Raw genomic sequence first — 13,393 nt, 5'->3', positions numbered from 1 at the left:
TTTCCAATTGAATTATTAGCAATAACTTATTTTTCAGAATAATAATTCAACTTAGTCTGATAGAATTTAACAAGAAAATTAATGGGTTGATATTCCTAACCGCATGTTAATTTTAATTAAGTTTTTCTTGCCGAACAATCGGTACAGCTCCCCCCTTTCCAAAAAAAAATGAACCCCTTTAGGAGGCTCATTTTTCCAGAACACCAATCAGAACATAACGAAGCTTTTCACGTTTTGAGAGTTTTTTTATCGTTTTAATATTTGGGTCCCATGTTTTTACTGGTGTGATAAACGGAGCATTCTTAATAGAATCAGGTGCAGCTGACAGCAGTACAGTATTTCCAGATTTCAAGCCCTTTTTCACCTCTTGTTTCCCATTAAAAGAAAGACCCGCTGAAATGGTTTTCTTTGCAAGTAGTCCTGCAGATGTCAATTGGTATACGTATTTTTCTTTATGACCCTTATGCACTGCTTTTGAAGGTACAACCGGTACCCCAGTCACTTTATCCGTGATAACCGTGACATTAACCTTAGATCCGCTAAAAAGTTTCTCAGAAACTTCCTCGATTGTGCCGTTGAATAAATAACTGCTTTCTTTTTTTACAGTAGGCTCCTCAACCGGATATGGATTGATCTTTTGAATGCTTCCATTCAGTTTCTTCTTCAGCGATTCCGATGAGACTTTCACTTCCATGCCTTCGCTTGCTTTTCCCATCTGCTTCTCATTGAAATACCCTTCTACTGAAGGTGTATTGGAGGCAATCACAATTACGGGATTCCCCAAATCTTTGTCAATTCGTTTTACGATCCCATCCACATCGCTGGATATGGTCGCTGCCCCGGATTGTTCTTCTATGCTTTTGATTTGGGCTTCATACTTTTTCACTCTTTGTTCAAGCTTGTTTCTTTCATGCTCCTGCTGGTAAATATCCTGTTCTATAGAACTGATAATTTCTTCAGAAGAATTTTCTATCGTGAAAATTTCTGTGGAATCAGCTGTATCGGGAATCTGCTCGTCTGCCTCAACCGTTAACTGATAATCTTCGAGCTTATCGATTTGTTCCTCAATACTGCTGATTTCCCCTTCTGCCGCTTCTTTTTCTGCTTCAAGCTCTCTTTTTTCTGTCTCAAGCTGAGGTGATGAATATTCAAAAAGCGGAGTACCGGCTGAAACCGCATCTCCCTCATTCACAAGGAACTGCTCAAATTCTTTATCTTGACCATTAAAATATACAAAATGCTCTTCAGACGGCTTTATAACTCCTTTTGTAACAAAGCTTTCTGTAATACTTCCATTCTTAGCCTTCTTCCATTGCTCCACATACACAGTTCTCTGGACCTTACTGTCTTCCCTCAATGTGAGATAAATGTTGACAACAACCAGGAGAATGGCAGGAAGAACGATAGCTGCTATTTTCCAATTCTTCATAATTCCACTCCCTTAAAAAATTAGCGAGATATTAACATATGTCAAAAATGCGGAAACAAGCCAGGCCACTAAATAGAAAACTACAACCGCCGCCAGTACGACATATTTATTTTTATTTGATAGATTCGTTATGTAATAGTATTGAAGTGCGATCATTAAGATTTGAAAGATAGAAATCTCGCTTAAAAAGTGCACCAAATATTCATTGGATGTCACATGCTGGCCAATTACTCCCAAGGAAAACGGGTTAGCATCTTTGTTAATATCCATGGCAACAAAAATAGGAATTAATAGAGCTTTCTCCAGCAGACTAACGCAAAACACAACCATCTGGATAGAAACTAGCTTCCGATATGGAATGTCCGATACAATCCAGAAGAATATTGCCGATAAAAAAAGAAATATCCCAGTAAACAATGTCCCCGCTAGCAGGCGCCCTGCAATAAAGAGCTGTTTCCTGGATTCCAGTTCGGAAGCGGAAAGCTCGGCCACTTCTTTGGAGATCGACTCAGACCCTATGCCGAAAAGGGCACTGACTGCAAAAAGAATAACGCTTATTATAAATAATAGAATAACTTTAGGAATAAAACCTTTCACTGCTTCTGCCTGCTTTAATTGATACCTGGACACGGCAGGGTGAAAGAGGCCTTTTAACAATTGAACCTGATAAATCATTAGTTGTCCTCCAGATTTTGAAAATAATAGCATCTCCTATTTTATATTAAAATCAAAGAAATTGTAGGATTAAAATATCAAATTTTAAAAAACCATATTTCCCCACATTAAATGGCTTTTTTATAGATTCCCTTTTCGCACTTACAATAAAGACTCTGTTCCGCATAAGATCTGAATATGTTTGGGCAATACATGAATCTCCGACGGTGTTTTCATATAAACTTCCCCGTCCGAATCCACGTCCATTTGCTCATGAGTGTAAATGCTGAAGGATTTTGCCTGGAAATAAAGAATTCCGGCTTCTTCCTCCGTGATTTCACTAACTGACCGTTTCATTTCAAAGACTTCTCTAAACAAGGACAGGCTTGAATTTTTTACGATGATAATATCAAGCAGCCCGTCATTGATTTCTATTAATGGAGCAGGAATCTGGCTGGTACCTATGAATTTTCCATTCGCAGCAAGAATCATGACCGCCTCATCTTCCAATACTTTGCCATCGTAAACCATTTTGAAGGGGAACGGGTCCATTTCCTTTACGGTTCTGAGCATGCTTATAAAATAGCTGATTTTCCCGAGGCGTTTTTTTTCATCTGGATCAATATTGATTGATGTTTCAGCAATAAGGCCAATTCCCCAGAAATTTAGAAAATAATGATTCCCATCCGTTCCGATATCTACATCCGCATATTCCCCAAGAACCATTTGCTCTGCTGCCTGCGTGATATTCTGTGAAATATTAAGAGTCCGGGAAAAATCATTGCAGGTACCTCCCGGCAAAATGCCAAATAAGGGTCTCTTTTCAAGACCCGCGAGCCCATTTATGCACTCGTGCACTGTCCCATCACCGCCCAATACAAAAACAACATCCATTTCCTCTCCATATTGCCGGCAGAAGTCAGCTGCATCTCCCTGCTTTTGTGTTTTAAGAAGAAGAAATTCATTTATATTCCGCGCTAGAACAGGCAAGCATCCTGACAGATGTTTTTCAAGATTGTCATGACCTGCCTTATCATTATATATCAATAACCCTCTTTGCCATCTCATGGCTAACAACCCCCTGCAATTAATCACTCCTATTTACCTTCATTTCCCAGACCTGCAGGTTTAAAACCTCTCGTTTATTATTCTTTAGATACCTTTCATTAATTCGTACACCTTGTTATCAGGAGGTATCAGAGTGCAGCATTTTAAGTCCTTTAACAGATTTAACAATCCTAACAATCCTTCCAATAAAATTTTCTTTGGAGTTTCAAAAACAAGTTCCTCCTGCATTTGTCACAGAATGATCCCTTATCTCACGAATTATGAATTAATTTAACTAAGCAAACCCTGCAAATTGCCAAACGGTTCACCGTGGTTTTCGACATTTTATGATATATTTCCACATTAAAGAGACTTAGCAGTTTTGCCCATTCCTTCAAGGGGTAGATAAAACCTAAATTTATTAATTCCTAAGGAGTGAAGGATTTGGAACGGAATGATATTCGGAATGATTATTACTGGAATAACCTGTTTGATAGCCTTCCTGAGTTTCTGATCGCATTATTAGTTCTCCTAATCGGCTGGTTTGTTGCAAAGCTAATAGAAAGAGGTGTATATAAAGCCCTCCAAAAGACAAAAATGGATGACCGCTTGTTTCCCGGGCGGAGCAACCGAAAATATTCGTCCGAGAAAATTATAAGTAAAATTGTTTACATCCTGGTCTTAGCCTTCGTATTCATCTTGTTCTTTAATATCCTGGATTTAAACTTCATCTCCACTCCATTAGTTAATATGCTGTCTTCCATCACGGCTGCAATTCCAAATATTTTAAAAGCAGCGTTAATCCTGCTTGTCGGCTGGGTTATCGCCTCTGCCTTAAGCTTCTTAATTAAAAAAGCAGGTAAAACTCTCCGTGTCCATCAAATGCTGTCCAAGTGGAAAATGACGGAACATCCTCAAGGGGCAGATTCTCTTATCGACAAAACAGCAAAGGTTGTTTTTTATTTAGTACTATTGTTCTTTTTACCCGGAGTATTGGGGGCACTTAATATAGAAGGAATCTCGGGACCGCTTGAAGGCATGCTTCACAACATGCTCACTTTCATCCCTAAATTGATTGCAGCTGCTCTCATTCTGCTGGTTGGATGGTTTATTGCAAAAATTGCACGTGATATTCTTACCGGATTCCTTCAAAGCATAGGGACAGATAAGCTTGTTCAGCGGTTAGGATTTAGTAAGCTCTTCGAAGGGACATCACTTTCCGCTGCCATTGGAAATCTGGTATTTATCCTGATACTAATACCTGTAGTCATCACAGCCCTGGAAAAACTGGATCTTGAGGGGATCTCTCAGCCTGCCGTTAATATGCTGAATAATATCATGTCAATGATTCCAAACATCATCATCGCCGGAATTCTGATCCTTATTGGGCTGTGGCTTGGCAAATGGGTTAATAATTTTGTGGCGAACTTTACAAGGCGCCTTGGAGTTGATTCTTTTTCACAGGGAATGGGCATTAAGAAGGCAGCAGCTTCCCAAGCACCGCTCAATCTTTCTAAAATACTCGGCTATGTTGCACACGTGATCGTTGTTCTGCTATTCGCAGTAGAAGCATTAAATCTTGTTAAGCTAGATTTTTTTGTAACTCTTGGAACAGGAGTCATTGCTTACCTGCCAAGATTATTATCCGCCCTGCTAATTGTCGCGGTCGGTCTGTATGTCGGCAATCTATTAAAAAAACTGCTTGGCAGTATTTTTCAGGGCCAGCATTTCAGAGTGCTGGCAGCTGTGGCCAAGTACACAGTAATTGCAATTTCGATTTTTATGGCCCTTGACCAGCTGGGCGTTGCAGATACAATTGTTAATTCAGCCTTTATCCTTCTGCTCGGGGGATTGGCACTGGCATTTGGGCTTGCATTTGGCCTTGGCGGGAAGGATTTTGCTGCCAAATACTTGCGGATGCTTGATCATAAGATCGAACAAACAACAATCGAAAAACCTTATATTGGCCATAATAATGGCGATCAGCAATTTTTGAATCAAAATGATCAAGAATCAAGCCAGCAGATGGGTGAGAATCCTAATCACTATAACCACAATCATCCAGGATCCCCTCAGGGAAATTTCTTTAATCATCCTAATCAAAGCCCTGGACAAAATACGGACGAAAACTTTAACAAAAATGATCGCAACCCTTACCGGGATACAGACCAGTTTCCTGAAGATGGCGGACAGCCGCCTCGTACATGATAGGTTCAAATACAAATTAACTAACCCAAAGAAGCGATTAGGTGTATGCCCTAATCGCTTCTTTATTTCGGGTTCAAGTTTCTTATGTTATTCATTGACAGTCTTATTTTGCTTTTGTATGATAAAACCAAGTATTTTTATAGGTTTTATCAAAATTACTAAGAATCTTAACTTTGCCATTAATATGTTTGACTATAGTATCTACGGTTTTTGTTAATAATATTTTTTATGCTATTGAAAAGAGGGTTAGAAATGACAATTGATAGCCATCCTGTAATTCCCGGTGCTGAATCACTATTTTACCCGGGGAATGAAATCGGAGTCCTAATCAGCCATGGTTTTAACGGAACACCACAAAGCATGAGATATATAGCAGCACAATTTTCAAAGGCAGGCTATACGGTTTCTGTTCCAAGACTTAAAGGCCACGGGACCAGCCACCGCGAAATGGAGGCTTGTTCGTACAAAGATTGGATTGATAGTTTAGAGGCTGCCTATCATCAGCTTTCTCATTGCTGTTCCAGTATTTTTATCATGGGACAATCTATGGGCGGCACCCTTGCAATTGATTTAGCTTCCAGAAAGAAAGCAGATGGTGTAATAACGTTAAATGCTGCCTTTGAAGTCCCAGATTACGAACGGTATAAAGATGCAGCCACACCAAGATTCATCGAAGAAGGCGAGCCAGATATTAATGACGAAGATGCAAGTGAAATTACGTATAAAAAGGTCCCGCTTCAATCAATTAAGGAGCTGCTCGCATTGATTGAAGCTACAAAAGAAAAGGCATCTTCAGTTCACTGCCCAATCCTGTTTTTCCAGTCGCCCGAGGACCACGTTGTGCCGGCAAAATGTACAGAGGAGCTTTATCATTCCGTCCCTGCACGCTATAAAAGAATTTACGCTCTATTAAATTCTTATCATGTCGCCTCATTAGACTATGATAAAGATTTTATAATATCTAAATCTCTTCAATTCATTTCGGGTTTTACTGCTGCCCAGAATCCATCAGACTAGGGTGATTTCGCCACTAATAATCTTTGTCGAATGATTAGAACTGCAATCGATAAATACTACAGCGCTGCTATAATCCTAAGCAGCGCTTTTTTATATATTTTCGCTATACCCATAAACGTTTTAGCAGAATGCTAAATGGGTAACTTATTAAATATGCCTATACAAGAGAGAGAATAGTATAACGATTAAAAGGAAGGGTAGCAGCTATCAGCCTCCATATTTTATACCAAACTCTCCTTGGACTATAATAGAGATAGATTGATAGAATTTAAACTGTCCCTTAAAGAAACAAGACCGAAGGAGAACAGAAGAATGTCGATAGTAATTGTAGATGATAACGAGGTTAACTTATTTGTAATTGAGAAAATTTTAAAACGCGCGGGGTATTTTGACCTTATCTCACTGACTTCTGCACGGGATTTATTTGACTATTTACAAGTCGATAATCTATCTCCTCAGGGAGTGAAAGTGGACATTATTTTAATGGATATAATGATGCCCGACATAGATGGAATTGAAGCATGCAGAAAACTTCAGCAGATCCCTCATCTAAAAGACATTCCTGTCATTTTCGTTACAGCCTTGGAGGATTCATCGAAAGTTGCTGAAGCACTGGATGTGGGCGGAATCGATTACATTATGAAACCGATCAACAAAATCGACCTGCTGGCTAGAATCCGTGTTGGCCTCAGGCTAAAATATGAAAAAGACTGGCATAAAGACCAGGAAGAAAAAATAAAGAATGAGCTGGATTTATCAATGCAGGTTCAAAGCAGTGTATTAAGTGAACCAATCAGTGAAAAACATCTCAAAATAAAGGCATCTTATTTGCCAGCAAATAAATTAGCCGGGGATATGTATTACTGGCACAAAATTGATGAGCATCGTTACGGGATTATCCTGCTGGACATGATGGGCCATGGAATTTCAGCCTCCTTGGTCTGCATGTACATCTCATCGGTGCTTCGTGATGCCATTAGGACACATACTGACCCTGTGGCTGTCATAACAGAGTTAAACCGCTGGATGCTTCTATTACATAAACAAGGCGATTCAATTCCCTATTATTTTACTGCTATTTATTTAGTCATCGATACTGAAAACAAAAACGTTGAGTATGTAAATGCCGGGCATCCCCCTGGCTTTGCCTTGGTGGACGGTTCTGTCGTCCAGCCGCTTACTTTAGGAAGCTGCGCGGTTGGTTTCTTCCCTGATATAAAAGTACAGAAATCAGTAATTAATTATAAGGAGGAAATCCAGATTTTACTGTTCACTGACGGAATCATGGAAGCCATTGATAAGAATTCAGATCTCAGCCTTTCAATCCTTAAGCAAGCAGCCTCTCAGGAATGGCAGCCTGCAAAATATGGAGCACCAATAGATTTCGTTCTTCCGGTGGAATTGCAGCACGAACAGCCGGATGATATGTGTGCGGTAATTATTCAAGCCAAATAAAAAGGTTTGCCTCCTTATTAAGTAACTTTTTTTTATCCAAAGTTAAAAAAACCAAAGAAAGAATTACTGCATACGAAATAGTTGACCAGTTTTCAGCCTTATTGTAAAATATGGAATTGTGTCACCCATGATTTTACATAAAAAAGGATGTTAAGCCTGTTTGCAAGTTGCAGCAAACAAGCTGACATATATATTAATAGTTACAAAGGGGGAAACAAAAATGAAAAAGTTCTGGTTATTAGCTTCTTCAATTACATTGGCTCTTGGTCTGGCAGCTTGCTCAGACAAAGAAGAAAGTAAAACAGAAGAAAAAACGTCAGGGGAAACCGCAAAAGAAGAACCAGCTAAAGAAACTAACCTAAAGAAGCCAATGGTAAACTTCTATTCTGAGCTTACAACAGCAATCAATGGCGCGGATGCTGACCTTAATGCATATGAACATGAAGAAAAGCCTACTCCTGAAATGAAAACAAAGGCTAGCGAATCAGCTGCAGCTGTTGCTGAAGCAGTTAAAGGCGTTCAAATTCCAGAGGAATTGAAAGACCAAAAAGCTGATCTTGAAGCAGCCCTCAAGGATCTTAGCGATTCATACCAGGCAAAATCACAAGAATTGACAAAGCCGGCTCCTTCATTAGACGCAGCGTCTGCTACCTTTACACAGGGTGTTGACAAGCTTGGTGCCACTTTTGAAAGCGTAGAATTACTTAAACCAGACTTAGGTAAACAGGTAAACTAATTATACTGTTTTACCTGGAGCAAGCCTCGCTATTTGGGGCTTGTTTTTTCATTTTATATTCTATTTTTGTGCCAATGACAAGAGCAGCCTTTAGCAGTGATAACTCATTTGTACAGTGTCTTCTAAGAGAAAGGCCCGGCATTATACCGGGCCTTCCTTTACTTTAAACCTCTTCTTCTTCCTCAGATTCTACCCGGTTTTTAAAGGCCTCCTGAACTACAATCAACTCTTCATCTCCTGGAGCCTCAGCAGTATGTTTCTCAGTCATGATTCCCTCAGGAAACTCACCTGGATGACCCTTTTTCTTATGATTAAATGATTTACCGCGCGCCATAGACTAACCTCCTTCCTATTCCTATGTAGGATACCCTTACGAAAAAAGAAATATTGTTAAAACTTCTAATAAAGAAAGTCAGTTAGATCTAATTAAGGGGCTCGAGGAATTTTGACAGGCAAATGTTAAAGGCAGGAGATAAGGGCGCGTGAGAAGGATCCTCCTAAATTGTAAATGTATGGTAATTTATCATACCAAAAAGGCTTCCCCTTTGATAGAATAATATCAGAACAAAAACGTCTCAGAGATATTGTCAGCGTATAGCAAGTTAAAGATATAGGAGGAATGGAAATGATAGTTACAACAACACAAAGCCTGCAGGGAAAAGACATTGAACGGTACATAGGAATTGTATCCGGTGAGGCTATTATGGGGGCAAACGTTGTACGGGACTTTTTAGCAAGCGTCACTGATGTAATTGGCGGCCGCAGCTCTGCTTATGAAAATAAACTTGCTGAAGGCAGAGAAATCGCACTGCGCGAAATGCAGGAAAAAGCGCGTCAAATGGGCGCCAATGGAGTAATTGGGGTTGACCTTGATTTTGAAACGCTGCGTGAAGGCATGATGATGTGTGTTGCTACTGGAACAGCAGTTTTTATTAGATAATCTTCTTAAAAAAGCAGCCTAAGTTGGGTGAACTCCCAAAACACAGGCTGCTTTTACTTATAAGTATTTATTATAAAATGCATTGGGCAGAATAGATTTTTAAAAGGGTATACAAGTTCCATTATTTCTTCCGGTAAATCTTTTCTGCCCCATCAAAGACTTCATACTTTTCTACAAAAGGATTGTTTCTCAAAGTTTCTTTTCTGCCAATTCCTAAAAATCCGCCTTTTGAGAGGCTATCTAAAAATAATTCATTCACACTGTTTTGCAGTTCAACCGTAAAATATATCATTACATTTCGGCAAATGATAACGTGAAACTCATTGAAGGAACGGTCTATTACAAGGTTATGCTGAGCAAAAATAATATTTTCCAGAAGCTTTGGGAGCAGATAGGCATTTTCATAATCCGTAGTATAATACTCCGAAAATGCCCGTAATCCTCCTGACTGAAGATAGTTTTTTGTATATGCCTGCATGCGGCCGAGGGGGAGTACCCCCTTCTCAGCCTTTCTCAAAACATTTTCATTCATATCTGTGGCATATATTTTCGCCTTATCATAAAGGCCTTCTTCCTGCAGGAGAATCGCCATTGAAAATACTTCTTCCCCTGTTGAGCAGCCAGCGTGCCAGATGCGGATTTCCGGTAATTTTCTTAAATGCGGTATAACCTTTTGGCGAAATGAACGGAAGAATTCGGGATCACGGAACATTTCAGTAACATTAATTGAAAAATCATTCAGCAGCTTTTCCAAATAACCCTTTTCATGAAGAACCTTTTCCTGGAGTCCGCTGATTGTCCGGATTTTATCAATATTCATCCGGTGCTGAATTCTTCTGACAATGGATGACCGCATATATTGACGAAAATCAAAACCGGAAGCACGGTAGATTGCCTGCAGCAATAAATCAATCTCAATGTTTTCACGTTCGTCAATCTCTAGCAAGTCTATCATAGACTAACGCCCGCCCTTCCTTTTTGTTATTTAGTTAGAGAGCCACACGCGCAGTACTGAAAGCAGCTGATCCAGGTTCAGTGGTTTACTGATATAATCAGATGCCCCTGCCTGCATACATTTCTCACGGTCCCCTTTCATTGCCTTTGCAGTTAAGGCAACAATCGGAAGTTCTTCGTATAAAGAATTGGACCGGATCCGGCGCATTGTTTCATAACCATCCATTTCCGGCATCATAATATCTAATAAAACTATATCAATATTATTTGGCTTATCCATGATCTTTAAGCATTCAAGCCCATTACTTGCGGTCAGGATGTTCATGCCCTCCTGCTTTAGCACATGTTTCAGGGCAAAAATATTGCGGTTATCATCATCGACAATCAGTACCGTTTTCCCGGCGAACTTTGCAGACCTTGATGGAGTATTCTGTTCCTTGATAGGCTCTTCTACTTCCGCTTCCTCTGACTCGGCCTCATCCAATGGAGAAATTGTTTGTTCAGTCATCAAATCAGAAGCAGCAGCAGCTTCTTCAACCACTGTTGGAAGGCCATTGGGAAGGCTTGGTATAAATAGTGTAAAAGTACTTCCTTTTCCTACTTCACTTTCTACGTGAATACATCCGCCAAGCAAACGGGCGAATTCCCGGCAGATGGACAGTCCAAGTCCTGTTCCTCCATATTTGCGCATGGAAGCACCGTCCACCTGCTGGAATGCTTCAAATATTAACTTCTGTTTATCTTTTGGTATTCCGATTCCAGTATCAGTAACCGTTACCTCCACCCAGTTATCAGCACATGAAGTCTCTATTACGGATGAAACCTGTACTTCATCCGCTTTACGGATGTTCACTGCTACCGATCCTTGTTCTGTGAATTTAAAAGCATTAGAAAGCAGATTTTTAATAATTTGCTGCATTCTTTGTTCGTCTGTGTAAAAAATACCAGGAATGTCGTCATCCATTTTAATGCTGAAATCAATTCCTTTATGTTTTACAATAGGCGAGAAATTCCGTTGCAAAAAGGCAGGAAGCTCCGCTAAATTAGTCTCGTTGAATTCAACTTGTAATTTTCCAACTTCCACTTTGGATAGATCCAAAATATCGTTTATGAGCGCAAGCAAATCCTGTCCTGATGAATTAATTACTCTAGCAAATTCCCGGTGTTCAGCTGAAAGCTCTTCATCTGGATGAGTCATCATTTCGGACAATATTACAATGCTGTTTAACGGTGTGCGAAGCTCATGTGACATGTTGGCCAGAAATTCAGATTTATATTTTGAGCTTAATTTTAATTGTTCTGCCTGAAATTCCAAATCTGCCTTCGCCTTTTCCAGTTCGTGTGATCTTTCCTCTACTTCCCTGTTTCGCTCTTCAAGCTGTTCATTGATCATTCGGAGCTCTTCAGATTGGGTTTGCATTTCTTCCGATTGTGCCTGAAGCTCTTCGGATTGGGATTGCAATTCTTCCGATTGTACCTGAAGCTCCTCTGTTTGTGCCTGTGATTCCTTTAATAGCCTCTCTATTTCCATTCTTCCCTGAACATTGTTTAGCGCAATCCCCAAGGTATCTAAAACCCTGGAAACAAATCTTTGCTGAAGCTCAGTGAACGGCTGAACACTTGCCAGTTCAACCATTCCAATAACCTCATCCTCAAAAATAACAGGGGCAATGAGCAGGCTCTTAGGCTTAACTCTGCCTAAAGCAGAAGAAATCCATGTATAATCCTCAGGCACTTCAATCATTTGTATTGTTTTCTCAAAAGCCGATTGTCCAATCAAACCTTGTCCAAACATAAATTCTTTGACTCCTGCATCGCTCCCTTCCCCTGCAAATGAAGCCTGCCTCACAAAACGGGTTCTTTCTCCATTTCCTTTTTTGATATAAAAGACACCCATTGAAGCTCCCATCATCCGAGAAAGCTTAGAAATGGTATTTTCTGCCAGAATTTCGACGTCAATAATACGCTGATACATGGTTGCAATGTCTGCCAGTCTTGTCTGAACCCAATTCTGTTCTTCAATCTTCACTTTAAAATCTTGTTCTTTCTTATTATATGACTCTAAAGAACCAGCCATTTCATTAAACGCATTAGCAATTTGTCCTATTTCATCCTTGGTGGTCACTTTAGTAATCTTCGGCACATCTGTTAAATCCTCAAAATTAACTTTTTGGATCACATCCGTGATGTTTGTGAGACTTTTCGTTGTGCTCTTAATAACCCAATATGCGGTAAGCGCTACTAGCAGTAAAATGAGAGCTGAAGCTGCAACCATTAAGGAAACTGCGTTATCGTACGTTTTTTCGGCCCTCGTAAATGAATCTTTCATCAAGCTTTCCTGGTATTCTTTGAATTCCTCGACTGTGCCTAATAGGTGCTGACGCTGAGCGCTTTGCTCGGCTCGCAGCGAACTAAATTCAGCAGCTGAGCCTCCGGCCTGGTGCTTTGCAATGATTTTCCGGCTAAGCTCCTTATTGGAATTATGAAGAATTTCAATCTCGCCTAATAACTGCTTTGATTTGTTCCTATTCAAAATCCCAGAAAGTTTAATAATTTCATTTGTAACCATCTCGTGATTTTGATTAATGATTGCAATGCTGCTTTCAGCCTCCCTGCCTTTTGCTCCAGTCATCAAATTAAGCAGCTCCCGGTCAGTTTGGTAAAGCATTTGCCTGATTTCCATGGAACTAGAGACTTTATTGTACCTGTCTTCTACAATTTCGTTCATTTTCGCTTTTAAATCATTTAACATAAAAATAAAGCCTGTAAGAATGATTGCAAAGAAAATCAAAACTAAACCGAAGCCAAGGACCTGTTTCTTCTTAAAACTCATTTTTCAATTCTCCTTTCAATAAAAATACCACTTATCTCTAGCATTTAAATCTCTATTATTTTTTTAATTCTCTTTAATATTTTATCACTTTTAAAACCGGAAGAGGGTTTCCAGGCATCA

11 protein-coding genes are annotated in these 13,393 nt (G+C 39.7%); 5 read left to right on the top strand and 6 right to left on the bottom strand.

Going from position 1 to position 13,393, the window contains the following annotated elements; all coding sequences use genetic code 11:
* Positions 1 to 187: 187 nt before the first annotated feature.
* The 3 genes from CVD28_RS20490 to CVD28_RS20480 all read right to left on the bottom strand — a co-directional run bounded on the left by CVD28_RS20490 (position 188) and on the right by CVD28_RS20480 (position 3,151).
* Positions 188 to 1,429, bottom strand: a complete 1,242-nt coding sequence (locus tag CVD28_RS20490) for an efflux RND transporter periplasmic adaptor subunit (RefSeq protein ID WP_101595954.1) — start codon at positions 1,427 to 1,429, stop codon at positions 188 to 190.
* Positions 1,430 to 1,441: 12 nt separating this feature from the next.
* Positions 1,442 to 2,104 carry a hypothetical protein gene (locus tag CVD28_RS20485; RefSeq protein WP_101595951.1) on the bottom strand — a complete coding sequence of 221 codons (663 nt, stop codon included), beginning with the start codon at positions 2,102 to 2,104 and terminating at the stop codon, positions 1,442 to 1,444.
* A gap of 141 nt (positions 2,105 to 2,245) precedes the next feature.
* Positions 2,246 to 3,151 (bottom strand): YegS/Rv2252/BmrU family lipid kinase, encoded by a 906-nt coding sequence (locus CVD28_RS20480; RefSeq protein ID WP_101595949.1) that lies wholly within the window; start codon positions 3,149 to 3,151, stop codon positions 2,246 to 2,248.
* A 423-nt stretch (positions 3,152 to 3,574) separates the two neighbouring features.
* Here CVD28_RS20480 and CVD28_RS20475 point away from each other — a divergent pair, with 423 nt between their 5' ends.
* The 4 genes from CVD28_RS20475 (at position 3,575) to CVD28_RS20460 (ending at position 8,546) form a co-directional block, all read left to right on the top strand.
* A complete protein-coding gene (locus tag CVD28_RS20475; protein ID WP_257985937.1) occupies positions 3,575 to 5,338 on the top strand; it encodes a mechanosensitive ion channel in 1,764 nt (587 codons plus the stop codon).
* Between the two features lie 252 nt (positions 5,339 to 5,590).
* Positions 5,591 to 6,355, top strand: a complete 765-nt coding sequence (locus CVD28_RS20470; protein ID WP_101595946.1) for an alpha/beta hydrolase — start codon at positions 5,591 to 5,593, stop codon at positions 6,353 to 6,355.
* Between the two features lie 312 nt (positions 6,356 to 6,667).
* Entirely contained in the window at positions 6,668 to 7,810 is a 1,143-nt protein-coding gene (locus tag CVD28_RS20465; RefSeq protein WP_101595944.1) for a SpoIIE family protein phosphatase, read from the top strand.
* Positions 7,811 to 8,030: 220 nt separating this feature from the next.
* On the top strand, positions 8,031 to 8,546 hold the full coding sequence (locus tag CVD28_RS20460; RefSeq protein WP_142384807.1) for a hypothetical protein: 516 nt from the start codon (positions 8,031 to 8,033) through the stop codon (positions 8,544 to 8,546).
* A 163-nt stretch (positions 8,547 to 8,709) separates the two neighbouring features.
* Here the strand turns inward: CVD28_RS20460 and CVD28_RS28270 are convergent, their stop codons facing one another.
* On the bottom strand, positions 8,710 to 8,880 hold the full coding sequence (locus tag CVD28_RS28270) for a hypothetical protein (protein WP_180954251.1): 171 nt from the start codon (positions 8,878 to 8,880) through the stop codon (positions 8,710 to 8,712).
* Positions 8,881 to 9,171: 291 nt separating this feature from the next.
* On the opposite strand from CVD28_RS28270, the gene CVD28_RS20455 reads away from it, so the two are divergent.
* Entirely contained in the window at positions 9,172 to 9,486 is a 315-nt protein-coding gene (locus tag CVD28_RS20455; protein WP_101595939.1) for a YbjQ family protein, read from the top strand.
* A gap of 121 nt (positions 9,487 to 9,607) precedes the next feature.
* Here CVD28_RS20455 and CVD28_RS20450 read toward each other — a convergent pair whose 3' ends face one another.
* The gene (locus CVD28_RS20450) at positions 9,608 to 10,441 is read right to left on the bottom strand and encodes a CheR family methyltransferase (protein WP_101595936.1); all 834 of its coding nucleotides are present in this window, start codon (positions 10,439 to 10,441) and stop codon (positions 9,608 to 9,610) included.
* A 30-nt stretch (positions 10,442 to 10,471) separates the two neighbouring features.
* Entirely contained in the window at positions 10,472 to 13,273 is a 2,802-nt protein-coding gene (locus tag CVD28_RS20445; RefSeq protein ID WP_101595933.1) for a sensor histidine kinase, read from the bottom strand.
* Positions 13,274 to 13,393 lie beyond the last annotated feature (120 nt).

It is taken from the genome of Bacillus sp. M6-12 (genome assembly GCF_002860285.1).
In the GTDB taxonomy this organism is placed as follows: Bacteria; Bacillota; Bacilli; order Bacillales; family DSM-1321; genus Peribacillus.
The sequence above is the reverse complement of the archived record's forward strand: the minus strand, read 5'-3'. Positions and strand labels throughout refer to the sequence as shown.